General features: G+C 73.6%; 22 protein-coding genes and 2 pseudogenes. 13 read left to right on the top strand and 11 right to left on the bottom strand.

The genetic code is table 11. The features are described 5' to 3' along the window. Positions 1-62 precede the first annotated feature (62 nt). Positions 63-836, bottom strand: a complete 774-nt coding sequence (locus tag ACIHCM_RS01820) for an SDR family oxidoreductase (protein ID WP_399887720.1) — start codon at positions 834-836, stop codon at positions 63-65. Between the two features lie 142 nt (positions 837-978). On the opposite strand from ACIHCM_RS01820, the gene ACIHCM_RS01815 reads away from it, so the two are divergent. After that, the gene (locus tag ACIHCM_RS01815) at positions 979-2,619 is read left to right on the top strand and encodes an alkaline phosphatase D family protein (protein ID WP_399887718.1); all 1,641 of its coding nucleotides are present in this window, start codon (positions 979-981) and stop codon (positions 2,617-2,619) included. Here ACIHCM_RS01815 and ACIHCM_RS01810 read toward each other — a convergent pair. Beyond that, positions 2,606-3,643 (bottom strand): Gfo/Idh/MocA family protein, encoded by a 1,038-nt coding sequence (locus tag ACIHCM_RS01810; RefSeq protein ID WP_399887716.1) that lies wholly within the window; start codon positions 3,641-3,643, stop codon positions 2,606-2,608. The two genes, ACIHCM_RS01815 and ACIHCM_RS01810, sit on opposite strands and share 14 nt — an antisense overlap. 112 nt (positions 3,644-3,755) lie before the next feature. Here ACIHCM_RS01810 and ACIHCM_RS01805 point away from each other — a divergent pair, with 112 nt between their 5' ends. The 3 genes from ACIHCM_RS01805 to ACIHCM_RS01795 are packed head-to-tail and all read left to right on the top strand — an operon-like array spanning position 3,756 to position 7,200. Further along, positions 3,756-5,051 carry a multidrug effflux MFS transporter gene (locus ACIHCM_RS01805; RefSeq protein WP_399887714.1) on the top strand — a complete coding sequence of 432 codons (1,296 nt, stop codon included), beginning with the start codon at positions 3,756-3,758 and terminating at the stop codon, positions 5,049-5,051. Next, the gene (locus ACIHCM_RS01800; protein WP_399887712.1) at positions 5,000-6,178 is read left to right on the top strand and encodes a serine hydrolase domain-containing protein; all 1,179 of its coding nucleotides are present in this window, start codon (positions 5,000-5,002) and stop codon (positions 6,176-6,178) included. The genes ACIHCM_RS01805 and ACIHCM_RS01800 overlap by 52 nt, the downstream gene beginning before the upstream one ends. Before the next feature lie 29 nt (positions 6,179-6,207). Further along, entirely contained in the window at positions 6,208-7,200 is a 993-nt protein-coding gene (locus ACIHCM_RS01795; RefSeq protein ID WP_399887710.1) for a small ribosomal subunit Rsm22 family protein, read from the top strand. A gap of 15 nt (positions 7,201-7,215) precedes the next feature. On the opposite strand, the gene ACIHCM_RS01790 is transcribed toward ACIHCM_RS01795, so the two are convergent. Further along, positions 7,216-7,386, bottom strand: a complete 171-nt coding sequence (locus tag ACIHCM_RS01790) for a DUF6243 family protein (protein WP_399887708.1) — start codon at positions 7,384-7,386, stop codon at positions 7,216-7,218. Positions 7,387-7,515: 129 nt separating this feature from the next. On the opposite strand from ACIHCM_RS01790, the gene ACIHCM_RS01785 reads away from it, so the two are divergent. Both ACIHCM_RS01785 and ACIHCM_RS01780 read left to right on the top strand, forming a co-directional pair. Continuing rightward, positions 7,516-8,169 carry a TetR/AcrR family transcriptional regulator gene (locus ACIHCM_RS01785; protein WP_399887706.1) on the top strand — a complete coding sequence of 218 codons (654 nt, stop codon included), beginning with the start codon at positions 7,516-7,518 and terminating at the stop codon, positions 8,167-8,169. A 140-nt stretch (positions 8,170-8,309) separates the two neighbouring features. Then, a complete protein-coding gene (locus ACIHCM_RS01780; RefSeq protein WP_399887704.1) occupies positions 8,310-9,044 on the top strand; it encodes a bifunctional DNA primase/polymerase in 735 nt (244 codons plus the stop codon). A 476-nt stretch (positions 9,045-9,520) separates the two neighbouring features. On the opposite strand, the gene ACIHCM_RS01775 is transcribed toward ACIHCM_RS01780, so the two are convergent. The 3 genes and pseudogenes from ACIHCM_RS01775 to ACIHCM_RS01765 form a co-directional block, all read right to left on the bottom strand. Then, the gene (locus ACIHCM_RS01775; RefSeq protein ID WP_399887702.1) at positions 9,521-10,528 is read right to left on the bottom strand and encodes a hypothetical protein; all 1,008 of its coding nucleotides are present in this window, start codon (positions 10,526-10,528) and stop codon (positions 9,521-9,523) included. Beyond that, positions 10,491-10,628 (bottom strand): annotated as a pseudogene (locus tag ACIHCM_RS01770) (iron transporter); the annotation flags it as partial. The pseudogene ACIHCM_RS01770 and the gene ACIHCM_RS01775, both read right to left, overlap by 38 nt. Position 10,629: 1 nt before the next feature. Next, a pseudogene (locus tag ACIHCM_RS01765) lies at positions 10,630-11,009 on the bottom strand (hemin ABC transporter ATP-binding protein); the annotation flags it as partial. A gap of 41 nt (positions 11,010-11,050) precedes the next feature. Between ACIHCM_RS01765 and ACIHCM_RS01760 the strand changes: the two are divergent. Together ACIHCM_RS01760 and ACIHCM_RS01755 are read left to right on the top strand one after the other, a co-directional pair. Next, entirely contained in the window at positions 11,051-11,695 is a 645-nt protein-coding gene (locus ACIHCM_RS01760) for a PhzF family phenazine biosynthesis protein (protein ID WP_399887700.1), read from the top strand. A 96-nt stretch (positions 11,696-11,791) separates the two neighbouring features. Continuing rightward, on the top strand, positions 11,792-11,995 hold the full coding sequence (locus tag ACIHCM_RS01755) for a hypothetical protein (RefSeq protein ID WP_399887698.1): 204 nt from the start codon (positions 11,792-11,794) through the stop codon (positions 11,993-11,995). A gap of 100 nt (positions 11,996-12,095) precedes the next feature. Here ACIHCM_RS01755 and ACIHCM_RS01750 read toward each other — a convergent pair whose 3' ends face one another. Both ACIHCM_RS01750 and map read right to left on the bottom strand, forming a co-directional pair. Continuing rightward, a complete protein-coding gene (locus tag ACIHCM_RS01750; protein ID WP_399887696.1) occupies positions 12,096-12,743 on the bottom strand; it encodes a heme oxygenase (biliverdin-producing) in 648 nt (215 codons plus the stop codon). A 152-nt stretch (positions 12,744-12,895) separates the two neighbouring features. Next, positions 12,896-13,753, bottom strand: a complete 858-nt coding sequence (gene map, locus ACIHCM_RS01745; RefSeq protein WP_399887694.1) for a type I methionyl aminopeptidase — start codon at positions 13,751-13,753, stop codon at positions 12,896-12,898. A gap of 59 nt (positions 13,754-13,812) precedes the next feature. Here map and ACIHCM_RS01740 point away from each other — a divergent pair, with 59 nt between their 5' ends. Next, a complete protein-coding gene (locus tag ACIHCM_RS01740; protein WP_399887692.1) occupies positions 13,813-14,046 on the top strand; it encodes a hypothetical protein in 234 nt (77 codons plus the stop codon). Here ACIHCM_RS01740 and ACIHCM_RS01735 read toward each other — a convergent pair whose 3' ends face one another. Further along, entirely contained in the window at positions 14,047-15,354 is a 1,308-nt protein-coding gene (locus tag ACIHCM_RS01735) for an MFS transporter (RefSeq protein WP_399887690.1), read from the bottom strand. A 282-nt stretch (positions 15,355-15,636) separates the two neighbouring features. Continuing rightward, on the bottom strand, positions 15,637-16,239 hold the full coding sequence (locus tag ACIHCM_RS01730; RefSeq protein WP_399887688.1) for a hypothetical protein: 603 nt from the start codon (positions 16,237-16,239) through the stop codon (positions 15,637-15,639). A gap of 225 nt (positions 16,240-16,464) precedes the next feature. Here ACIHCM_RS01730 and ACIHCM_RS01725 point away from each other — a divergent pair, with 225 nt between their 5' ends. From ACIHCM_RS01725 to ACIHCM_RS01715, 3 genes are all read left to right on the top strand, one after another. Further along, the gene (locus ACIHCM_RS01725; RefSeq protein ID WP_399887686.1) at positions 16,465-17,538 is read left to right on the top strand and encodes an exo-alpha-sialidase; all 1,074 of its coding nucleotides are present in this window, start codon (positions 16,465-16,467) and stop codon (positions 17,536-17,538) included. Between the two features lie 38 nt (positions 17,539-17,576). After that, positions 17,577-18,299, top strand: a complete 723-nt coding sequence (npdG, locus tag ACIHCM_RS01720; RefSeq protein ID WP_399887684.1) for an NADPH-dependent F420 reductase — start codon at positions 17,577-17,579, stop codon at positions 18,297-18,299. Between the two features lie 74 nt (positions 18,300-18,373). Beyond that, positions 18,374-18,562, top strand: a complete 189-nt coding sequence (locus ACIHCM_RS01715; RefSeq protein ID WP_399888688.1) for a hypothetical protein — start codon at positions 18,374-18,376, stop codon at positions 18,560-18,562. Here ACIHCM_RS01715 and ACIHCM_RS01710 read toward each other — a convergent pair. Further along, entirely contained in the window at positions 18,552-19,352 is an 801-nt protein-coding gene (locus tag ACIHCM_RS01710) for a site-2 protease family protein (RefSeq protein ID WP_399887682.1), read from the bottom strand. The two genes, ACIHCM_RS01715 and ACIHCM_RS01710, sit on opposite strands and share 11 nt — an antisense overlap. 165 nt (positions 19,353-19,517) lie before the next feature. On the opposite strand from ACIHCM_RS01710, the gene ACIHCM_RS01705 reads away from it, so the two are divergent. After that, positions 19,518-22,925 (top strand): AfsR/SARP family transcriptional regulator, encoded by a 3,408-nt coding sequence (locus ACIHCM_RS01705; RefSeq protein ID WP_399888685.1) that lies wholly within the window; start codon positions 19,518-19,520, stop codon positions 22,923-22,925. Position 22,926 lies beyond the last annotated feature (1 nt).

Genomic DNA, 22,926 nt, shown 5'->3' with positions numbered 1-22,926 from the left:
ATGGGGCGGACGGTCAAACTCCGCTTGTGCAGGTTGACCGTTCACCTTTTCCTGTCCGGCGGTCAGCCGCGCCCCACGTACGGCATCGTCGTCGCCAGCACCGTCGCGAACTGCACGTTCGCCTCCAGCGGCAGCTCCGCCATGTGCCGCACCGTGCGCGCCACGTCGGCCACGTCCATCACCGGCTCCGGCACCACGTCGCCATTCGCCTGCAGGGCGCCGCTCTTCATGGCCTTCGTCATGTCGGTCGCCGCGTTGCCGATATCGATCTGCCCGACCGCGATCCGGTACGGCCGCCCGTCCAGGGACAGCGCCTTGGTCAGGCCGGTCAGGGCGTGCTTGGTGGCGGTGTAGGCGGCGGAGTGCGGGCGCGGCGCGTGCGCCGAGATCGAGCCGTTGTTGATGATCCGGCCGCCCTGCGGGTCCTGCTCCTTCATCTGCCGGTACGCCGCCCGGGCGCACAGGAACGCCCCGTTGAGGTTCGTGTCCACCACGTGCCGCCAGGCGTCGTAGGCCAGTTCCTCCACCGGCACCCCGCCGGGCCCGAACGTCCCCGCGTTGTTGAACAGCAGGTCCACCCGCCCGAACCGCTCGACGGTCGCCGCGAACAGCGCGTTCACGTCCTGCTCCCGCGACACGTCCGTGGGCAGGGCCATCCAGGAGCCTCCGGGCACCAGGGCCCCCGTCTCCCGGAGCGTCTCCTCCCGGCGGCCCGCCAGCGCGACCGACCAGCCGGCGCGCAGCAGCTCCTCCGTGACCGCCCGGCCGACCCCGGAGCCCGCACCGGTCACGACCGCGATCCTCGACTGCCGTTCGGCAGTTTGCTTGGCATTCATAGCCCTGAAGGGTAGGAGACGGTCCGCCATCCGGAACTCATGAGTCCGCCATGCGAGTGTTGTGTACGCGCCAAGCCGTTGTTGTCCCGGGCCACTCGAATGCCACCTGCACGCATCCGCAGGATCGTCAGGGGAGAACCGGATGACACCCGCAGCCCGTCAGCCCCAGCACGCCCCCGAACTACGCGCCGCGGCCCGGCACATCGGCCGCCGCCGCTTCCTCACCGCCACCGGCGCCGCCGCCGCACTCGCCTTCGCCGTCAACCTGCCCACCGCCGGGGTCGCCGGCGCCGCCGAGCTCGACGCCGCGCAGCTCACGGACGACCCCTTCACGCTCGGCGTCGCCTCCGGCGACCCGCAGCCCACCTCGGTCCTGCTGTGGACCCGGCTGGCCCCCGTCCCCTTCCAGCCCGACAGCGGCCTGCCCGCCGAACGCGTCACCGTGCACTGGGAGCTGGCCCGCGACGAGAACTTCCGCCGCCCGGTCAGACGCGGCACCACCCTCGCGCACCCCGAGTTCCACCACACCGTGCATGTCGAGGTGGGCCACCTGGAGCCCGGCCGCGTCTACTTCTACCGCTTCCGCGCCGGCCGGTGGGTCAGTCCGGCCGGCCGCACCCGCACCGCCCCCGCCCCCCATGACCGGGTCTCGGGGCTCACCCTGGCCGCCGTCTCCTGCCAGGCGTACCACGACGGCTACTTCACGGCGTACGGCCATCTCGCCCAGGACGACGTCGACGTGGTCTTCCACCTCGGGGACTATCTGTACGAGTACGCCGTCGACGCGGTCGGCGGGCAGCGCAAGTACACCGACCGGACCCTGCCCGGCCTGTTCAACCGCGAGACCGTGACGCTGGAGGACTACCGCCTGCGGTACGCCCTCTACAGGTCCGACCCCGACCTGCGCGCCGCCCATGCCGCGCACCCCTTCGTCGTCACCTGGGACGACCACGAGACCGAGAACAACTACGCCGGGGACATCCCCGAGAACTCCGTACCGCCGGAGGAGTTCCTGCTGCGCCGGGCCTCCGCCTACCGCGCCTACTGGGAGAACCAGCCGCTGCGGCTGCCGCAGCGGCCCGAGGGCCCGGACATGCAGCTGTACCGGCGGCTGGGGTGGGGCCGGCTCGCCCAGTTCGACGTGCTCGACACCCGGCAGTACCGCTCCGACCAGGCCTACGGGGACGGCTCCGACGTGCCGGGACCCGACGTCGACGACCCGGCGCGCACGATGACCGGCGCGACGCAGGAGCGCTGGCTGCTCGACGGCTGGCGCCGCTCGCGCGCGCTGTGGAACGTCGTACCGCAGCAGGTCACCTTCTCCCAGCGGAAGTTCGACCTGACGGAGCCCTCGCGGGTGTCCATGGACGCCTGGGACGGCTACCGCGCCTCGCGCCGCCGGGTGCTGGACGGCGCGAAGGCGGCCGGCGTGGAGAACCTGATGGTGCTCACCGGTGACGTGCACGTCGGCTACGCCTTCGACATCAAGGACGACTTCGACGACCCGGCGTCGCGCACGCTCGGCACCGAGATCGTCGCCACCTCGATCGCCAGCGGCCGGGACGGCGCCGACAAGCCGGCCAACTGGGACACGTACATGACCGCCAACCCGCACATGAGGTTCTACAACGGGCGGCGCGGCTACGTGACGGTCGCGCTGGGCCGGGAACAGGCCCGGGCCGACTTCCGGACGGTGCCGTACGTGACCACCCCGGGGGCGCCGGTCACGACGGCCGCGTCCTTCGTGACCGAGGTGGGGGAGCAGGGGCTCAGGCCGGTGTGAGTTCCGCCGTGGGGTCCGCCTCGGGGGCCTCGCCCGGGTAGCGGACGCCGATGCGGTCCCGGATCGCGTCGAGCGTCCGCATCACGGCGAGGGTGCCGTCGAGCGGGACGAGCGGCGACTCGGTCTCACCGGCGCGCAGGGCTCGCATCACCTCGCGGGCCTCGTGCTTGAGGCTGTTGTGCGCGGCGCCGGAGGCCGGGTCGTGGGCGAACTCCTCGGGGTCCCGGCCGTCGCGGTGCAGGACGAATCGCTCGGGGTTGAAGAAGCCGTACGGGATGTCGATCCGGCCGCGGCTGCCGGCGACCGACGCCGCCACGGGCGTACCGCCGACGATGGAGCAGTGCACCGACGCCAGAGCGCCGCTCTCCCAGGAGAGCAGCGCTCCCGTCTGGAGATCGACGCCCTCGTCGGAGAGCACCGCTCTCGCCACGATGTCCGACGGCTCCCCGAGCAGCAGATGCGCGAACGACACCGGATACACACCGAGGTCCAGCAACGCACCCCCGCCCTGCTGCGGGTCCCGCAGCCGGTGCGCGGGAGGGAAGGGCCCGGACAGCCCGAAGTCCGCCTGCACACTGCGGACCTCACCGATCGCCCCGTCGTCCACCAGCGCCTTCAGCCGCCGCATCAGCGGACTGCAGTACATCCACATCGCCTCCATCAGGAAGCGGCCCCGCTCGCGCGCCAGCGCGACCAGCTCCTGCGCCTGACGCACGTTCAGCGTGAACGGCTTCTCCAGCAGCACGTTCCGGCCCGCCGCCAGACACAGGCCGGCGGCCGTCCGGTGCGCCACGTGCGGAGTGGCGACGTACACCACGTCCACGTCCTCGTCGTGCGCCAGCGCCTCCCAGTCCCCGTACGCCCGGGCAATCCCGAACCGTTCCGCGAACGCCTTCGCCGACGCCGGGGTCCGCGACGCCACCGCCACCACCTCGGCGTCCGGCAGGTCCACCAGATCGGCCGTGAAGGCCGCCGCGATCCCGCCCGTCGCCAGAATCCCCCACCGCACGCCGTCCGCGCCCATTCCCGCCCCGCCCTCGTTCTCGTTCGATCTCGTTCGATCTCGTTCGATGTCAGCAGGCACCGTGTTCGAACTGAGAGCATAGGGACCGGACTGCTCGAAGAGGGAGGGGCACATGCCCGAAGGGGCACCGATACCGGACGTGTCACAGGCGGCCGCGGCGGACACGCGGCCGCCCGTTCGTGCGCTGCGCCGCACCGGTCTGCTCGTCACGCTCGTCCTCGGCGGCCTGACCGCCACCCCGCCGCTGGCGATGGACATGTACCTCCCGGCGCTGCCCGAGGTCACCCGCGCGCTGCACGCCCCCGCCGCGACCGTGCAGCTGACGCTCACCGCCTGCCTGGCCGGCATGGCCCTCGGGCAGCTGGTCGTCGGCCCGATGAGCGACCGCTGGGGCCGCCGCCGTCCGCTGCTCGCCGGACTCGCCGTGTACGTCGTCGCCACCGTGCTGTGCGCGCTCGCGCCCACCGTCGAGACACTCGTCGCCTTCCGGCTGGCGCAGGGGCTCGCGGGCGCGGCCGGGATCGTGATCGCCCGGGCGGTGGTCCGCGACCTGTACGACGGCATCGCGATGGCCCGGTTCTTCTCCACCCTGATGCTGGTCTCCGGTGCCGCGCCGATCGTGGCGCCGCTGATCGGCGGGCAGATGCTGCGGGTGACGGACTGGCGGGGGGTGTTCGTGCTGCTCGCGGCGCTCGGTGTGGTGCTCGCCGCGGTCGTGTGGTTCCGGCTGCCGGAGACCCTGCCGGCCGAGGAGCGGCACGGCGGCGGCATCGGCGAGGCCCTGCACGCCATGCGCCGTCTCCTCGCCGACCTGCCCTTCACCGGCTTCATGCTCGCCGGCGGCTTCGCCTTCGCCGCGCTGTTCGCGTACATCTCGGCCTCGCCCTTCGTCGTCCAGGAGATCTACGGGGCCTCCCCGCAGACGTTCAGCCTGCTGTTCGGCCTGAACTCCGTGGGGCTGGTCGTCGCCGGGCAGATCAACGGCAAGGTGCTGGTCGGCCGGGTCCGCCTGGACAAGGTCCTCGCCGCCGGCCTCGGCATCGTCGTGCTGGCCGCGACCGCGCTGCTGCTGATGTCGCTGGGGGTCTTCGGCGAGGTGGGGCTCGCGCCGGTGGCCGGCGCGCTGTTCGTGCTGATGAGCGCGATGGGCATCACCCTGCCCAACACCCAGGCACTGGCCCTGATGCGGGTACGGCACGCGGCCGGGTCCGCGTCCGCGCTGCTCGGTACGTCGTCCTTCCTGATCGGCGCGATCGCCTCCCCGCTCGTCGGGATCGCCGGTGAGCACACCGCCGTTCCGATGGCCGTCGTCCAACTGGCCGCCGCGCTGGTGGCGGTCGGCTGCTTCGTGGGAATGTGCCGTCCCTGGAACACCCGCACGACCGAGAGCATGGGGGAGGAGAGCTGAGCGCACCCAGACTGCGCACCGGCGCCCCGGAACGGGCCGGCCTCGACCCCGGCGAACTGCGTGCCCTGGTCCGCGAGGTCCGGCAGCTGACGACCGGGGAACGCCCGTGGGCGCCGGGCGTCGTGGTCGCCGCCGGGCGGGGGCCGGTGCTCGCGGTGCACGAGGCGGCGGGCCACGCGGTGCGGTACGCGGCGTACGACCCGGAGGCGGACGCGGGCGTGGAGCTGCCGGCCTCCGCGCGCGTGCCGGTGACCGTCGACACCGTCTTCGACCTGGCCTCGCTCACCAAGCTCTTCACGGCCGTCGCCGCGGTGCAGCAGATCGAACGCGGCACGCTGGGCATCGACGGGCAGGTCGGCGCGTACCTCCCCGAGTTCCGGGCCGCCGCCAGGTACGGCATCACGGTCCGCGCCCTGCTCACCCACACGTCGGGCCTGCGCCCCGAACTGCCGCTGTACGACTGCGCGACGGACGCGGAACGCCTGGCCCGGCTCCGGGCGGAGGCCCCGTCAAGCCCGCCGGGCGAGTACCGCTACTCCGACCTGAACCTGCTCCTGCTGCAGCACGTCCTCGAACGTGTCACCGGCCGCCCCCTGGACGTACTGATCCGCGACGGCGTCACCCGGCCCCTGGGGATGACGTCGACCCGCTTCGGCCCGTGCCCGGACGCGGCCGCGACGGAGGACCAGCGCCGCCCGTGGGCGAAGGCGGACCGGGGGATGCTGCGGGGCGAGGTCCACGACGAGAACGCGTGGGCGCTGGGCGGGGTCGCCGGTCACGCGGGTCTGTTCTCGACCGCCCGGGACCTGGCGGTGTTCTGCCGGGCGCTGCTGGCGGGCGGCTCGTACGGGCCGGCGCGCATCCTGGGCCCGGACTTCGTGGACCTGATGCTGACGCCGCCCGGGCTGGGGTTCGCGCTGGACCAGTCGTGGTTCATGGGGGAGCTGGCGGGCAGGGGAGCGGCCGGCCACACCGGCTTCACGGGCACGTCCCTGGTCGTGGACCGGGCGACGGACACGTTCCTGGTCCTGCTGGCCAACACGGTCCACCCGCGACGCCGGCCGCCCGACAGCAGGCCGCGGGCCCGTGCGGGGTCGCGGATGGCCTGGGCGGTACGGGGGGTATGAGCGGGCCGGCGACCTGAGAGAATCGCACGGTGAACGCCCCCCTGCCCGCCTCCGAAACGCTCCGCGCCGCCCTCGCCGGCCTCCTGGACGGGCTGCCGCCCAGGCAGGCCACGCAGGCCGTGGAGCGGCTGATCGCGAGCTATCGGGGGGCCACCCCGACCGACGCGCCGATCCTGCGGGACCGGGCGGACGTGGCCGCGTACGCGGCGTACCGGATGCCGGCCACCTTCGAGGCGGTCTCGGCGGCGCTGGGCGCCCTCGCCGACGCCGCGCCGGACTGGGTGCCCGGCGGGCACGTGGATGTCGGGGGCGGCACGGGGGCGGCCACCTGGGCGGTCACCGCCACCTGGGAGGGCACGCGCCCGGTCACCGTGCTCGACTGGGCCGAGCCCGCGCTGGCGCTGGGCCGGGAGATCGCGGCGGCCAATCCGGCCTTGCGGGAAGCCCGCTGGCAGCGCTCCCGTATCGGAGCGGCGCTCACCGTGGAGAGCACCGATCTCGTCACCGTCTCCTATGTGCTGAACGAGCTCACCGCTCCCGACCGCACCGCCCTCGTCGACGCCGCCGCGGCCGCCGCCCAGGCCGTCGTGATCGTCGAACCCGGCACCCCCGACGGCTACGCCCGTGTCATCGAGGCCCGGGACCGCCTGATCGGCGCCGGCTTCCACATTGCCGCGCCCTGCCCGCACAGCGCCGCCTGCCCCATCGCCCCCGGCGCGGACTGGTGTCACTTCTCGGCCCGGGTCAGCCGTTCCTCCTTGCACCGGCAGGTCAAGGGTGGCTCCCTGGCCTACGAGGACGAGAAGTTCAGCTACGTCGCCGCGACCCGCTTCCGCCCCGCGCCGGCCGCTTCCCGCGTCGTACGCAAGCCGCAGATCCGCAAGGGCCAGGTGCTGCTGGACCTGTGCGAAGGCCTCGACGCGACCGGGCCCGCGCTGCGCCGCACGACGGTCACCAAACGCCACGGGGACCTCTACAAGGCCGCCCGTGACGCCGGCTGGGGCGACCCCTGGCCGCCGTGACGCCGCACTGACGCCCTACCGTCCCGCGTTCTTCTCCTGGAACTTGCGCAGCAGCTCCCGTTTCCGGGCCTGGGTGTCAGGGCCGCCGACGCGGCCGCCCTGGTTGCCGCCGCGCAGTGCCTTGCGGCCGAGCTTCTGGCGCGTGCCGCCGATTCCCAGCATGTTTCCGGCTCCGCCTCGGGTCATGCCCGTCTCCCCTGTTCGTAGCTGTCATGCCTGCTCGCCACCGACTAGAACGATACGTATCGTCTCGCCGTTGCCGCCATCCAGAGTGAAACGAGACGCTCCGTCTTGTCAACCTGATAGATTCGCCGCATGGTGAAGAAGCCCGCTCCCGACTCCGCCCGCCGCAGTGAGAAGTCACGCCGCGCGATCTACGACGCCGCCCTCGCCCTGGTCGCCGAGGCCGGCTACCCGAAGACCACGATCGAGGGCATCGCCGCCCGCGCCGGCGTGGGCAAGCAGACGATCTACCGGTGGTGGTCGTCCAAGGCGGACGTACTCCTGGAGGCCTTCCTCGACCTCGGCGCGCAGGCGGCGGAGCAGGCCGCCGAACAGGCGGGCGGGCCGGGCGCCCGACCGGACGACGAGTACACCATCCCGGACACCGGCGACCTCGCCGCCGATCTCAAGTACGTCCTGCGCGCCACCGTCGACGAACTCCTCGACCCCAAGTTCGAAGCCCCGTCCCGCGCCCTGGCCGCCGAGGGCGTCGTCAACGAGCAGCTCGGGCGGGAGTTCGTCGCCAAGCTCCTCGAACCGCAGCTCCAGTTGTACGTTCGGCGGCTGCGCGCGGCCCAGGCCGCCGGGCAGGTCAGCCTCGACGTCGACCCGCGAATCGCCCTGGAGCTCTTCGTCTCCCCGCTGGCTCAGCGCTGGTTGCAGCGCACGGGTCCGATCTCCTACGAGTACACCGACACCCTCGTCGACTACGCGCTGCACGGCCTCGCACCCCGTGACGGCACGTGATCCACCGTGGCTTTCCGTGATTGCCGGTGTGGAGTATGTCTCCTCCCCCCGGCCCCGGTTGGGGACTCCGGCACCTTGGGGCGCAGGATGGTGGGACCATAGGGCATGGTGACCGTTCGACAGGCGAGGCGAGGGGATAGATGAGCGCGGAGTTCGGCGGCCGCTCCGGCCGGCAGGGCAAACTCTCCCAGTGGCTGCGCGGACGCCGTCCGAAGGACGCCGCCGGCGAGGGCGGCCGGGAGGCCCAGCTGCTGGCCACCGCCGAGGCGGGGCTGCCCCTCGCGCCCGCCGCGTATCCGGCACCCGGCTACCGCTGCTCCTGCGACCGCGTCGGCTGCCCGACCCCCGCCCGGCATCCGGTGTCGTTCGCCTGGCAGACGCAGTCCACCACCGACCGCGCCCAGATCGAGCGCTGGGCCCGCCACCAGCCGCAGGCCAACTTCATCACCGCCACCGGCATGACGCACGACGTCCTCGACGTGCCGCTGGAGGCCGGCCGCGAGGCCCTGGACCGGCTGCTCGCCTCCGGCGTCGAGGTCGGCCCGGTCGCCACCAGCGACGACGGGCGCATGCTGTTCTTCACCCTCACCCGCGGCACGCCCGAGGAGGAGGACGAGTGGTGGCCGTGCGAACTGGACTGCCACCCCGAGACGATGGACGAGCATCCGGGCCTGCGCTGGCACTGCCGCGGCTCCTACGTCCTCGTCCCCCCGGCCCGGCTCCCCGGCGACGAGAAGTCCGTGCGCTGGCTGCGCGGCCCCGAGCATCCGCTGCCCGAGCCGCTGACCCTGCTGGAGGCGCTCACGGACGCCTGCGCCCGGCACGCGGGCACGGAACCAGACCACGCGAACACGGCCTGGCCCCTGCGTCACTGAACGGCCGCTGACCTACGGAGCTCTCAGAGCCCCGGCTCCCACACCACCGAACCCCCGCCACCCGCGCCACCGAACCCCTGGCAGTCCGGCCCCGAGTCCTTGCGCCCCTCCGCCACCGGCCCCGCGCCACTCGACGCCCGGCGGCGAGACCGCGCGCGGCGCGGCATCACCGGCCCCGTGCCCCTCAGTCCTTCCCCGGCGCGAGGTGACGCCGGCCCAGTCCTCGGGCAGCCGGCCCCTTGACCCTCAGCCCAGCGCCCCGCGCGAGTTGACGCCCGGCCCCGAGACCCTGCACGACCGGCCCTGAGGCGCGGCACTGCACCGTCGGGCCCGTGACCCTCAGCCCAGCGCCCCGCGCGACGTGACGCCCACCCCGGAGTCCCTGGGTAACCGGCCCCGTGCCAGTCAGCCCCCGCGCCACTCGGCGCCCGCAGCCGAGCGGCGGGTCGACGTCGGCGAGGGCTGCCGGCCGGGCGCTACTCGCCCTTCGCCGCGGTCAGGCCCTGGATGCGGCCCAGTACGGTGACCTCGTCCTCGGTCGTGCCGGATCCCTTTCTCGGGTCCAGCGCCACCTGGTTGGAGACGAACTCCATCGTCAGCGACTGCTTGATCTCGCCGGTCGTCAGCGCCTCAACGTCCTCGCCGGGCTCCGGCACCGAGGTGCCCGCCGCGGCGGTCTGCTTCTCGTAGTGGTGCGTGGTGAAGAACACCAGCGCCCCGCCGTCCGCGGTGCGCAGCGCGACCGGGGCGTAGTCGCCCTCGGTCAGCGGCTCGTCGAGGTACTGGGTGACCAGACCCGGCCGCTCCCCGTTCTTCTCCCGCTCCTGGCGCCACCCGCTGGTGTGTGTGCCCGACGCGAAGCCGTCCCCGCCGTCCTGGAGGTAGGCGACGTACTTCTCGCTCAACTCGGCCGGCGGCACGGCGAATTCGGCGGAGCCGACGGGCAGGGCCTCCGCCCAGCCGTCCTGGTCCTTCTTGAACTCCGGCACCTTCCCGGGCGCCACGAGGGTCAGGTAGGACACCTCCCACTCGTCGTCCAGTCCGTCCCGGGTGAACACCAGCAGCCAGCGCGCGTCACCGCCCCGGTTCGCCCTGGCGTCCGCGAGGAACCAGCGGGGCCAGCCCGCCTTCTTCGGGATCGTGTACTCGACGTCGCTGAACTCCAGCGGGGAGTGGTTCGGGTTGCCGCCCGGGTTGATGACGTGACCGGCCTTCAGCCGCGCCTCGTCGATGGCGGCCAGCGGCCCGGTGACATGGTCGGCGTCGAGCGAACTGTCGTACGACTTGTCCGCCTTGTTGTACGCGCTCGTGAAGTCCTGGAGCGCCTTGACCGCCTCGTCCTGGGTCGCGCCCGGCAGCACCTCCCGCTCCCCGTGCACCACCACGCACCCGCTCGCCGTCAGCGACAAAGCGGTCACCGAAGCGGCCATGAGCACACTCCGGTCCAGCCTGCGAAGCCTTCGAGGGCCGCGATCCCTGCTCATCGGGTCCTTTCACCGTCCCCTTCCCGGAGGCGAACCCTACCGGGGCGCCCCGGCGCGCGGGCGGCCGGACCGGGTACAGCGGCCACACCGTGACCTGGACCTCACAGGTCCCGTCGCGGAGCCACCAGAACCGCTCCGGTGCGGGGGTGCGGGAGCACCTCGACGGGCTGGTCGTAGACCTCGGAGAGCAGCCGCTCGCCGAACACCTCCGCCGGTGGCCCGTCGGCCGCGACCCGGCCCGCGTGCAGCACGGCGACGCGGTGCGCGCAGGCGGCGGCGAGCCCCAGGTCGTGCAGCACGACCACGAGGGCGTCCCCGGCGCGCGCTGCGCGAGGACCCTGGCGAGGGCGACCCGGGCGCGTTCACCGCCGCTGAGCGCGGAGATGGGCCGGGTGGCGAAAGCTGTCACCTCGGTGGCCGCCATGGCCGCGGCCACGGCCGGGTCGTCCTGGTCCTGGGGGTGAGCCGGTGGCCTGCCGACGGGGCCGGGTCGCCGCGCGCCGGTGATGCTTGAATGCCGGAGTGACTGACTACGACGTGCTGCGTGTCTTCTGCGCGGCGAACGGCGGATACGGGAACGAACTGGGCGTCGTCCGCGACGGTTCGGTCATGCCCGGGCGGAGCGAGCGGCAGGCGTTCGCGGCGAAGCTCGGATTCAGCGAGACCGTGTTCGTGGACGATCCCGAACGCGGCGTCATCGACATCTACACGCCCGGCGCGCGCCTGCCGTTCGCCGGGCACCCCTGCGTCGGCGCGGCCTGGTTGCTCGACGTGCCCGAACTCGTCACGCCCGCCGGGGTGGTGGGGGCCCGGCAGGACGGGGAGTTCAGCTGGATCGAGGCGCGCCCGGAGTGGCCGGAGCCGCGCACCCTGCGCCGGTACGCCACCGCCGCGGACGTCGACGAGCTGCCCGTACCGCCGCCCGGGGAGTGGATCTACGCCTGGGCGTGGGAGGACGAGGCGGCGGGGCGCGTGCGGGCCCGGGGTTTCCCCGGCCGGGGCGACGGCATCGCCGAGGACGAGGCGACCGGCGCCGCCGCCCTTCTGCTCACGGCCGGGCTGGGCCGGGCCCTGAACATCGCGCAGGGCGGCGGCTCACAGATCCTGACGGCGCCTCAGCCCCAGGGGTGGGTGGAGATCGGGGGCCGGGTCCTGCTGGAGCGCTGACCGGCGGTGAGCGCCCGTACGGGTGGAACAGCGTGTGCGTGCGGTGGTGAACGGGGACCGATGGGCGTGACCACTCAGCATCGCGAGAGGAGCCCCATGCGCATCCGATCTGCCCTGGCCGCGACCGTCCTGGCCGCCGCCCTGACCGCCACCGGCGCCGCGACGGCCACCGCCCTCGACCACCGGTCCGCGTCCGACGACGCCGTCCCGTGCAGCCCGTACGAGGGCTCCATCGAAGCCGAGACCGCCGAGCTCGAGTGGTCGGGCGCGGTCTGCCACACCGGAGTCTTCGACTTCTGACCGGATTCCGATCGGAACTCGCCGGGCCCCTGGCCCGGCCGGCCACGGGTCCCTCCCGCCCGCCGCGAGGGGGACCCGCGGCGTTGCCGCGGCCCCGCTCTCACGCGGTGAGCGGGAACTCCTCGCCCAGGGCCCGGAACACGGCGGTGTTCAGCGCGAACGCCTTCTTGCACTCCGTCACGATCCGCTGCTGCTCCAGCTCGTCCGCGTCGATCGCGTCCAGCAGTTCCCGGTAACCGCGCTTGAACGCCGCCGGGTTGCCGATCCCCTCGAAGACGTAGAACCGGACGCCGTCGCCCTTCTTCGCGAAGCCCCAGGCCCGCTCGGCCCTGTCGCGGATGATCTGACCGCCGGAGAGGTCGCCGAGGTACCGGGTGTAGTGGTGGGCCACATAGCCCGCCGGCCACTCGCGTGCGCACCAGGCGACCCGGTCCGCGTACGTCCGGGTGGCGGGCAGCGCGGTCAGGGTCGTCCGCCAGTGGGGGCCCCGCAGGTGGGCGAGGTCCCGCTCCAGGGCGGGCAGCCGGAACAGCCGCGGCTGGATGAAGGGGCCCGCCACCGGGTTCTGGGCCAGCCGGTCCGCGCCGGTCTCCAGGGCCTCGTACACGAACCACAGTTGCTCGGTGTAGCGCGCGTACGCGTCCACCCCCAGCCGGCCGCCCAGCAGATCGCTCATGAACGTCGAGGTCTCCGCCTCCACGTGCTGCTCGTGGGAAGCGGTGCGGATGAGGGTCGAGAAGGAGTCCATGAGGCCAGTTTCTGTGGTTAGGCTTACCTAAGTCAACGGCTTTCCGACAAGCTGTCGGTAACTGTGTACCCCTCCGTCGCGTCCGCCGCACCCGGCCGAACAGGAAAAGGCCCGCCCTCGTGAGGAGGGCGGGCCCGCGACGGATGGGGGACCTACGGCAGCGTGAGGATCTCCGCGCCGGTGTCCGTCACGACCAGTGTGTGCTCGAACTGCGCCGTTCGCCTGCGGTCCTTGGTGACGACCGTCCAGCCGTCGTCCCACATGTCGTACTCGTGTGTCCCGAGCGTGAGCATCGGCTCGATGGTGAAGGTCATGCCCGGCTGCATCACGGTGGTCGCGTGCGGGGCGTCGTAGTGCGGGACGATCAGGCCCGAGTGGAACGACGTGCTGATGCCGTGCCCCGTGAAGTCACGGACCACGCCATAGCCGAAGCGCTTGGCGTACGACTCGATGACCCGCCCGATGACGTTGATCTGCCGGCCCGGCCGGACCGCCTTGATCGCCCGGTTCAGCGACTCCCGCGTGCGCTCGACCAGCAGCCGGCTCTCCTCGTCCACCTCGCCGACCACATACGTGGCGTTGTTGTCGCCGTGCACCCCGCCGATGTACGCGGTCACGTCCAGGTTGACGATGTCGCCGTCCCGCAGGACCGTCGAGTCGGGGATGCCGTGGCAGATCACCTCGTTGACGGAGGTGCACAGGGACTTCGGAAAGCCCCGGTAGCCGAGCGTGGAAGGGTAGGCGCCGTGGTCGCACAGGAACTCGTGGGCGACCCGGTCCAGCTCGTCCGTCGTCACACCCGGCGCGATCGCCTTCGCCGCCTCGGCCATCGCCTGCGCGGCGATCCGCCCCGCGATCCGCATCGCCTCGACGGTCTCGGGCGTCTGCACCTCCGGCCCCGTGTACGGCGCGGGCGCGGGCCTGCCGACGTACTCGGGCCGGCGGATGTTTCCGGGCACGGAACGGGTGGGAGACAGCTCCCCTGGTACGAGCAACGACTGGCCAGACATGCCAGCGAGTCTAACCAGCGGGCATACGAGACCATGTCCCCTGGCGAAAGGAGCCGGTCATGGCCCTGTTCAAGAAGCGCACCGTCGGCAAACCGGGCGAGTGGTACTACTGCCTGGAACACAAGAAGGTCGAGGAGGGGCCGGAGTGCCCCAACAAGGACCGCTTCGGCCCGTACTCCAGCCGCGAGGAGGCCACCCGCGCGATGGACACGGCCCGCGAGCGGAACCTCGAATGGGAGAACGACCCGCGCTGGCACGACACCGTGGGGCGAGGGGAGCGCGACGAGGACTGATCAGGCCGCCGTCGACGCGGCCGCGCGCTGATCGCGCAGCCGCGTCGCGTGCTCGTTCGTCCGTACGTCGTACGTCATCAGCTTCGGCAGGCACAGCGCCAGCAGCCCCACCGCGCCCGCGCACAACAGCCCGCCCGACCAGATCGACGTCCGCACCCCGGCCCACGCCGCCATGCCGCCCGCGCGGACCTGGCCGAGCTGCGGACCCACCGAGTACGACAGCAGCTCGATCCCGGCGAGCCGGCCGCGCAGTTCGTCAGGGATCGTCTGGTTCCACATCGCCGCCCGGAAGATGCCGCTGACCATGTCGAAGGCACCGCCGAGTGCCAGGCACAGCAGCACCAGCCACACGTCGCCGGTGATGCCCGCCGCAGCCATGGCCGCACCCCAGCCGGCCGCCGCCAGCACCACCATCCGCCCGTGCCGGTGCACCCGCGACGTCCAGCCGCTGGTCAGGCTCACCAGCAGGGCACCCGCCGGAATCGCCGCGTACATCAGCCCCAGCGACCACGCCGCGTGCAACTCGTCCGCGAGGAACGGCAGCACGGCGAGCGGCATCGCCAGGAACATCGCCGCGAGGTCGATGGTGTAGGTGCCCAGCAGCTCCTTGCGGCTCCACGCGTACCGGGCGCCCTCCGCGATCGCCGTCCAGGACGGCTTCGCCGCCTCGTGGGACGCGGGGGAGGCGGCGAGGCCGACCGCCAGCGCCACGGAGACGGCGAAGGTGGCCAGGTCCAGCGCGTACGCCCAGCCCAGCCCGGCGTACGCCACCACGACGCCCGCCAGCGCCGGCCCCGCGATCCCGCCGACCTGCCAGCGCAGCGCGTTCAGCGACGCGGCGGCAGGCAGGTGCTCGTGGGCCACGATCCGGGGCGTCAGCGCGTCCAGCGCGGGCCGCTGGACCGCGGCCAGCGCGGAGGACAGGGCGGCGACCACGTACAGCGGCAAAATGGCCGGGTCCGGCAGCAGCGCGTTCGCCAGCAGTGCCGCGCTCAGCAGGCCGAGCCCGGCCTCCGTCCACAGGATCAGCTTGCGCTTGTCCCAGGCGTCGGCGAGCGCCCCGCCGTACAGCCCGAACACGATGAGCGGCACCAGCTCCACGGCCCCGATCGCGCCCACGGCGGCGGCCGATCCGGTGAGCTCCTTGATCTGCACCGGCAGTGCGACGAAGGTCAGAAAACTCCCGAAGTTGGTGATCAGGCCCGCGATCCACAGCCTGCGGAAGTCGGGGGAGGCCCGCCAGGGCGCGAGGTCGGGGAGGAGGGCGCGCAGGCCGGTGGGGGGCCGGGGTGGGGCTTCGTCGTTCACGAGAGGCCATGCTCGAACGGGGTGACGGCCTGAGGCAACCGCTTTTCCCCGGAGGACGCCCGCGTCGGCCCACGGGGCGGGCCCGGGACGCCGGCGGTGGGGACGTCGTCGTCAGGGCGCGAGGCGCCGCAGCCATGCCGGGGACGGCGAGCCGGTCGCGGTGCCGGTTCGGCGGGCCCGGCTCTGTCTGCGTGCCGGTGGCGGTCCGGGGTTCGGTGGTGGGCGTGGTCAGGGGGCGGGGTCGGTGAAGACCGCGTCGGGGCCGGCGACGTGAAGGCCGGGTCACCAGCGGGGCGGCGGCGGGGACGTCAGTTCGTCGGCCAGGCGGGACAGGCGGTCCCGCAGGCGGCGCCGGCCCCTGGCCGCGGGCAGCGCGGTCTCGCCCGCCGCCGCGCTCACCAGGTGCTGCACGGTGTCCAGGTCCAGCTCCGACTCCTCACCGACACCCAGCACGTCGTGCGCCATCGTCGCGAGGTCCCCTTCGGCGGCGCCCAGCGCCAGCACCGTCGCCCCGGCCCGCCGCGCGTCGTGCACCCGCTCCAGCAGCGTCTCTCCGGGTCCCTCCGGCGACACCACCAGCAGCGTCTCGCCCCGCCGGGCCGCCTCGATCCGGCCGAGCCCGACCGCGAGGTGCGCCGGATCCGAGGGGCGCGCGTCATGGCGTACCAGCGTCGGCGCCAGCTCCGGCGTACCGGACCAGGCCGCCTCGTCCACGAGGTGCGCCGCCAGATGCCACGGCTCGTACTCCCGCGTGCCGACCAGCAGCAACCCGCCCCCGTGCGAGACCACGGACCCCCGCAGCACCCCGGCGAACCGCCGCGTGGCCCCCAACCACTCGGTCCCGGCGAGCACTTCGCGCAGCAGCGCGACCCGTACGGCATCCATGCCACCGAATCCTGCCGTAACCGGCCACTCGTGGCCCCGAGTTCACCGCGAATTCGCCCATGCCGGGCACAGGACCGCATTACCGCCGTCCAGCGGAGATCACCGGCGGCGCGGACGGGGAAGCAGTAGAGCGAGGCACACCGGGGAGCCACACCGGCGCCCCGCACCGGTGAACGCACCGGCCGGGCAGGGCCGGAGCAAGGCCAAGCAGAAGGAGAGCCGTCCATGTCCGCAGCCACCGTCCCCTTCCGGGCCGGCCATGAGGGATACGCCAGTTACCGGATCCCGGCCGTCGTCCGCACGCACGAGGGCACGCTCCTCGCCTTCTGCGAGGGCAGGGCCGACTCGGCGAAGGACTGGGGCCACATCGACATCGTGCTGAAGCGCTCCACGGACGGCGGCCGCACCTGGGGCCCGCTCCAGGTCGCCGCCGACAACGGCACCGACCTCGCGGGGAACCCCGCCCCGGTCGTCCTCGACACCGGCCGCGTCCTCCTCGTCCACGTCCGCTCCGCCGCGTCCGCCTCCGAACACCGCATCCTGCGCGGCGAGGTGAGCGAGGCCGACGGCAGAAGGGTCTGGGTGCAGCACAGCGACGACGACGGGCAGAGCTGGTCCGCGCCCCGGGAGATCACCGAGCAGGTCAAGCAATCCGGCTGGCGCTGGTACGCCACCACCCCCGGCCACGGCCTCCAGCTGCGCACCGGCAGGGTCGTCGTCCCCGGCAACCACACCCTCCCGCCCACCGGCACCGACATCGGTGACGAGGCGAAGTACAACAGCGGCCACTGCCTGCTCAGCGACGACCGCGGCGAGAGCTGGTACCTGGGCTACCTGGAGCAGGACACGAGCGGCTACATCAACGCCAACGAGACCACCGCCGCCGAACTCCCCGACGGCCGCGTCTATTTCAACACCCGCAACGACTCCCCGTCCCCCGGCAACCGGGCCGACGCCCACTCCGGGGACGGCGGCAGGACGCTTCGGCAGCCCTTCCGCCCGCAGGCGGGCCTCGCCGGCCCCGTCTGCCAGGGAAGTCTGCTGCACCTCGGCGAGCCCGACGTGCTGCTGTTCTCCGGCCCCGCCTTCCCCGGCGGCCGCGGCCTGATGACGGTCCGCGCCTCCGCCGACCACGGCACCACCTGGCGTGACGCCCACACGATCGACGGACTCCCCGCCGCCTACTCCGACCTGGTCCGCGTCGACGACGACACGGTCGGACTCCTCCACGAGACCGGGGACTTCGGGGCGTACGAACGGATCGCCTTCCGCCGGCTGCCGGTGACGCGCCTCACCTGACCCCGCGGGCCGGCGGGGGCGGACGTAGAGTCTGGCCCATGACCTCTACGGACAGTGCTGCTGCTGACAAGCAGCCCGCGAAGGCCCCCGCCAAGGACCCCTGGGACCTGCCCGACGTCTCCGGGCTGGTCGTCGGTGTGCTCGGCGGGACCGGGCCGCAGGGCAAGGGCCTCGCCTACCGGCTCGCCCGGGCCGGCCAGAAGGTGATCATCGGCTCACGCGCCGCCGAGCGCGCCCAGGCCGCCGCCGGGGAACTGGGGCACGGCGTCGAGGGCGCCGACAACGCCGAGTGCGCCCGGCGCAGCGACGTCGTGATCGTCGCGGTGCCGTGGGAGGGCCACGGCAAGACGCTTCAGGCGCTGCGCGAGGAGCTGGCGGGCAAGCTGGTCGTCGACTGCGTCAACCCGCTCGGCTTCGACAAGAAGGGCGCCTACGCGCTGAAGCCGGAGGAGGGCAGCGCCGCCGAGCAGGCCGCCGCCCTGCTGCCGGACTCCCGGGTCGCCGCCGCCTTCCACCACCTGTCGGCCGTACTGCTCCAGGACCCGGAGATCGCGGAGATCGACACCGACGTCATGGTCCTCGGCGAGGAGCGGGCGGACGTGGAGATCGTGCAGGCGCTGGCCGGCCGGATCCCCGGCATGCGCGGCATCTTCGCCGGACGGCTGCGCAACGCCCACCAGGTCGAGTCCCTGGTCGCGAACCTGATCTCCGTGAACCGCCGCTACAAGGCCCACGCGGGCCTGCGCGTCACCGACGTCTGAGCCGATGGGGGACACTGGTGGCCAGCACCACCCAGCACCATCCCAGCAGTGTCCCCCGACAGGAGCCGACCACCATGCCCCGCCTGGCCCTCTACGCCCTCGTCGTCTGCGTCCTCGCGGTCGCCGCCGCCGTCCTGTCCTTCGTACGGGGCAGCTGGCTGGGCGTGATCTGGGTGCTGCTGGCGGGCCTGTCGTCGAACATGGCCTGGTACTACCTCAAGCGCGGCCGTGCCGGGCGGCGCGGCGACTCGGTCACGGGCTGACCGAGCAGTACTCGTTCGTCCCGAGCCAGAAGCGGTACAGCTCGTACCCGCAGTAGGTGTCCGGCTCGTCGACGCCGAGACCGCGCAGCACGGTGTCGACGAGGTCGAAGAACGCGCCGTTCAGCGCCGGGATCCACAGCAGCGCGAAGACGAACAGCAGCCCGAAGGGCGCGAACGGCTCCACCTGCCGGCGGACGCCGTACGACAGCCAGGGCTCGACCACGCCGTAGCCGTCCAGGCCCGGCACCGGCAGGAAGTTCAGGATCGCCGCCGTCACCTGGAGCAGCGCGAGGAACGCCAGCGCGAACCGGAAGTCCCGCGGCACCCCCTCCAGAGCGTCCAGCCAGAACGGCGCCGTGCACACGAGCGCGAAGAGCAGGTTCGTCAGCGGCCCGGCCGCCGAGATCAGACTGTGCTTCCAGCGCCCCTGGATCCGCCCCCGCTCGATGAACACCGCGCCACCCGGCAGCCCGATCCCGCCCATGATCACGAACAGCACGGGCAGCACGATGCTCAGCAGCGCGTGCGTGTACTTCAGCGGGTTGAGCGTGAGGTACCCCTTCGCCCCCACCGAGATGTCCCCGCCGTGCAGCGCGGTCCGGGCGTGCGCGTACTCGTGCAGGCACAGCGACACGATCCACGCGCCGGTCACGAACAGGAACACGGCCACGCCGGGCTGGGCCGCGAACCCGGTCCACGTGGCCCACCCGGTGACCGCCGTGACGGCCAGTATCCCGAGGAAGACGGGACTGATCCGCCGGTCGGCGCGACGGGAGGCGGCGGTGGTCATGAAAAGGCTCCTGAAGACGTGTCGGGGCGGTGCGGGGTCGACCGTACCGGTGGCGCCGGGGGAACGGCAGCGGGCGGTGGGAGGTTCCTCCGCGGCTCCCGGCCGCCGGGCGCGCGGTCATGCCCGCGTAAACCTGGAGGCGGTGCCGTGGCCGGAGCAGTGACAATGGGTTCCGTGCGCTATCGCATCCTCGGCACCACACAGGCGGTTCGCCCCGACGGTTCGGTCCTCTCGATCGGCGGGGCGCGTTTGCGCGCGCTGCTCACCGTGCTGGCGCTCAGGGCCGGGCGGGCCGTGCCCACGGGTCTGCTGGTGGACGAGGTGTGGGACGGGGACCCACCCACCGACGCGGCCGGGGCCCTCCAGGCGCTGGTCGGACGGCTGCGGCGGGTGCTGGGGCCGGAGGCGATCGCCTCGGCCGATGGCGGGTACCGGCTGGCCGCCGCACCCGACGACGTCGACCTGCACCGGTTCGAGCGGCTCGCCGACGAGGGCGCGCGGGCGCTGGCCGACGGCGACCCCGCCAAGGCCGCCGTCCTCCTCGACGACGCCCTCGCCCTGTGGCACGGCCCCGCCCTCGCCGACCTTCCCGACCGCGGTGTCGAGGCGGCCCGCTGCGCAGCCCGCAGGCTGGACGCCCGCCGGGCCCGGCTCGCCACCGCCCTCGCCCTCGGCGATGCCGAGCACGCGCTGCCCGAGCTGACCGCACTGTGCGGGAGTCATCCTCTCGACGAGCCCCTCCAGGCCCTGCGCCTGCGCGCCCTGCGCGACGCCGGCCGCACGGCGCAGGCACTGGCCGCCTACGAGGACGTGCGGCGGCTGCTCGCCGAGCGGCTCGGCGCCGACCCGGGACCCGAGCTGCGCGCCCTGCACGCGGAGCTGCTGAGCCCGGTGGACGCGCCCACCGGCCGGGCCGCCGTGGCCCAGGAGCCCCGGGTGCCCTCCGCCCCGCCCGCGCCCGCCACCGGCGCGCACCCGCCGGCCCCCGTCCCCGCGCCCGGCGCGGAGGCGGCGGACGACCCCGCGGCCTCCGGACCCGCCGGGTCGTCCCGCGACCGCGCCGCGGCCCCGGGCAACCTGCGCGCCCGCCTCACCTCCTTCGTCGGACGGGCCGACGACATCGAGGCCATCCGCGGCGACCTCGCCACGGCCCGGCTCGTCACGCTGCTCGGGCCCGGCGGGGCGGGCAAGACCCGGCTGTCGCAGGAGGCCGCCGAGAACGTACGGGACGCGGCCCCCGACGGTGTGTGGCTGGCCGAGCTGGCGCCGGTCGACGACCGCGCCGCCGTCCCCGAGGCGGTGCTCACCGCGATCGGCGCCCGGGAGACCGTGCTGCACGGCGCCGGCGCCGAGGAGCTGCGCGCCGCCGTCGCCGACCGGCACGACGACCCCGTCGCCCGCCTCGTCGAGCACTGCGCCCGGCGCCGGATGCTGCTCGTCCTCGACAACTGCGAGCACGTCGTGGACGCCGCCGCCCGCCTGGCGGAGGAACTGCTGGCGCGGTGCCCGCACCTCACCGTCCTCGCGACCAGCCGGGAACCCCTCGGGGTGCCGGGGGAGGTGCTGCGGCCCGTGGAGCCGCTGCCGGAGCCGTACGCCCTGCGGCTGCTCGCCGATCGCGGCGCCGCCGCCCGGCCCGGGTTCCGCGTGGACGACGACCCCGAGGCCTGCGCCGAGATCTGCCGGCGCCTGGACGGTCTGCCCCTCGGCATCGAACTCGCCGCCGCCCGGCTGCGGATGCTGACGCCCCGTCAGATCGCCGACCGGCTCGACGACCGCTTCCGCCTCCTCACCTCCGGCAGCCGGACCGTGCTGCCCCGCCAGCAGACCCTGCGCGCCGTCGTCGACTGGTCCTGGGACCTGCTGGACGAGGGCGAACGGGACGTGCTGCGGCGCCTTTCCGTCTTCGCCGGCGGCTGCGACCTCGCCGCCGCCGAGGCCGTCTGCGGACCCGCCGCCCTGGACGCCCTCGGTTCCCTTGTCGACAAGTCGCTCGTCGTCGCCACCCCGTCCGCCGACGGCGAGATGCGCTACCGGCTGCTGGAGACCGTCGCCGAGTACGCGGGCGAACGGCTCGACGAAGCCGGGGACCGCGCCGGGAGCGCCCGGGCCCATCTGACGTACTACCGCGAACTCGCGCGCACCACGGACCCGCTGCTGCGCGGCTCCGGCCAGCTCGCGGCCGTCGAACGGCTGGAGCGCGAGTACGAGAACCTGCGCACCGCCCTGCGGCACGCCGTCGCCGAACGCGACGAGCAGGAGGCCCTGTGCCTGGTGCTGTCGCTGGTCTGGTACTGGCAGATGCGCGACCTGCGCATCGAGGCCCGCAACTGGTCCCGCGCGGTGATGGACCTCGGTCCCGACCCCTTCCGTGAGCCGGTGAGCAAGGCCGCCCCCGTGTGGCAGCGCTGCACCGCCGAACCGCCGCCCATGCGCGGCGAGGTCCTGGCGGAGGCCCGGCGCGGGGTCCACCTGGCGCATCTCGCCTGCATGGACACCGAGCTGGACGCCTGGCAGACCCCCGAGGCCCAGCGCAAGCTGCGGGCCATCGCCGACGCCTACGAGCCCGGCCTGCCGCAGACCTGCCGCAGCCCCGGCATGATGTCGTTCTACGCCGTGATGCTCACCGGCGGCATGGACCGGCTGGCCGGGCTGCTGGACGCCGCCGTCGCCACCTGCCGGGCGACCCCCGGCTACGACTGGGAGCTGGCCGCCAGCCTCCAGATCCGCGCCAACATCCTCGCCAACCGGGCCGACCGGGCGGCCGACGCCGGCCGGGACGCGGACGAGTCGCTGGCGATCTACGACCGTCTCGGCGACGCCTGGGGCAGCGCCGAGGCGCTGGCCGCGCGGGCCGAGTCGCTGGAGCGCAAGGGGCGCCACCTGGAGGCCGCCGCCGACTACGAGGCGGCGATGGAACACGCCGAGCTGCTGGGTGCCCGCGCCCAGCACGCCATCCTCACCGCCCGGCTGGCCGGCGCGCTGCTCGAGGCCGGTCGGGCCGAACGGGGCGAGCGGCTGCTACGCGAAGTGCTCGCGGCCACCGAGGGCGGGCACAACGAGGCGATGCCCTTCGCCCGGCTCGTCCTCGCCGGATGGCTCGGCATCACCGGCAGGACCGCCGAGGCGCGCGAGCAACTGCGCTTGCTGCGCGAGGAGTTCGTCATCGCCCACTTCATCGTCTTCGACGCCTTCATCCTCGGCCAGGAGGCGTGGGTGGACGCCGCCGAGGGCCACTACGAGGCGGCCAGGAAGAAGATCCGGCGCGGCCTCGCGCAGGCCGACGACCCGCTGTCGAAGGCGATGGCCCCGCAGCTGTTCTCCGGATACCTCGTCATCGCCGCGCTGGCGCTGGCCCACTGCGACGGCGGCCGCGACGCCCGGGACGCCGCCCGCTGCCTGGGCGCGGCCGACGCGCTGCTGCCCGCCGGCCATGTGAGCTCCTCGCTGGAGCGCAAGGCACGGGAGTGCGCCACGGCCGCCGTCCGGGCCGCGCTGCCCGCCGCCGAGTACGCGGCGGCGTACGCCGAAGGCGGCGGCCTCACCGGCAAGGAGGCCGCCGCCCTGGTGTGAC

The organism is Streptomyces sp. NPDC052023, from assembly GCF_044548465.1.
Lineage (GTDB): Bacteria > Actinomycetota > Actinomycetes > Streptomycetales > Streptomycetaceae > Streptomyces.
The sequence above is the reverse complement of the archived record's forward strand: the minus strand, read 5'-3'. Positions and strand labels throughout refer to the sequence as shown.

Excerpts from the sequence above, each read along its gene's own strand:
- ACIHCM_RS01820 (WP_399887720.1), bottom strand. The coding sequence starts at position 836 with ATGAATGCCAAGCAAACTGCCGAACGGCAGTCGAGGATCGCGGTCGTG.
- ACIHCM_RS01815 (WP_399887718.1), top strand. The coding sequence starts at position 979 with ATGACACCCGCAGCCCGTCAGCCCCAGCACGCCCCCGAACTACGCGCC.
- ACIHCM_RS01810 (WP_399887716.1), bottom strand. The coding sequence starts at position 3,643 with ATGGGCGCGGACGGCGTGCGGTGGGGGATTCTGGCGACGGGCGGGATC.
- ACIHCM_RS01805 (WP_399887714.1), top strand. The coding sequence starts at position 3,756 with ATGCCCGAAGGGGCACCGATACCGGACGTGTCACAGGCGGCCGCGGCG.
- ACIHCM_RS01790 (WP_399887708.1), bottom strand. The coding sequence starts at position 7,386 with ATGACCCGAGGCGGAGCCGGAAACATGCTGGGAATCGGCGGCACGCGC.
- ACIHCM_RS01785 (WP_399887706.1), top strand. The coding sequence starts at position 7,516 with ATGGTGAAGAAGCCCGCTCCCGACTCCGCCCGCCGCAGTGAGAAGTCA.
- ACIHCM_RS01780 (WP_399887704.1), top strand. The coding sequence starts at position 8,310 with ATGAGCGCGGAGTTCGGCGGCCGCTCCGGCCGGCAGGGCAAACTCTCC.
- ACIHCM_RS01775 (WP_399887702.1), bottom strand. The coding sequence starts at position 10,528 with ATGAGCAGGGATCGCGGCCCTCGAAGGCTTCGCAGGCTGGACCGGAGT.
- ACIHCM_RS01755 (WP_399887698.1), top strand. The coding sequence starts at position 11,792 with ATGCGCATCCGATCTGCCCTGGCCGCGACCGTCCTGGCCGCCGCCCTG.
- ACIHCM_RS01750 (WP_399887696.1), bottom strand. The coding sequence starts at position 12,743 with ATGGACTCCTTCTCGACCCTCATCCGCACCGCTTCCCACGAGCAGCAC.
- map (WP_399887694.1), bottom strand. The coding sequence starts at position 13,753 with ATGTCTGGCCAGTCGTTGCTCGTACCAGGGGAGCTGTCTCCCACCCGT.
- ACIHCM_RS01740 (WP_399887692.1), top strand. The coding sequence starts at position 13,813 with ATGGCCCTGTTCAAGAAGCGCACCGTCGGCAAACCGGGCGAGTGGTAC.
- ACIHCM_RS01730 (WP_399887688.1), bottom strand. The coding sequence starts at position 16,239 with ATGGATGCCGTACGGGTCGCGCTGCTGCGCGAAGTGCTCGCCGGGACC.
- ACIHCM_RS01725 (WP_399887686.1), top strand. The coding sequence starts at position 16,465 with ATGTCCGCAGCCACCGTCCCCTTCCGGGCCGGCCATGAGGGATACGCC.
- npdG (WP_399887684.1), top strand. The coding sequence starts at position 17,577 with ATGACCTCTACGGACAGTGCTGCTGCTGACAAGCAGCCCGCGAAGGCC.
- ACIHCM_RS01715 (WP_399888688.1), top strand. The coding sequence starts at position 18,374 with ATGCCCCGCCTGGCCCTCTACGCCCTCGTCGTCTGCGTCCTCGCGGTC.
- ACIHCM_RS01710 (WP_399887682.1), bottom strand. The coding sequence starts at position 19,352 with ATGACCACCGCCGCCTCCCGTCGCGCCGACCGGCGGATCAGTCCCGTC.
- ACIHCM_RS01705 (WP_399888685.1), top strand. The coding sequence starts at position 19,518 with ATGGGTTCCGTGCGCTATCGCATCCTCGGCACCACACAGGCGGTTCGC.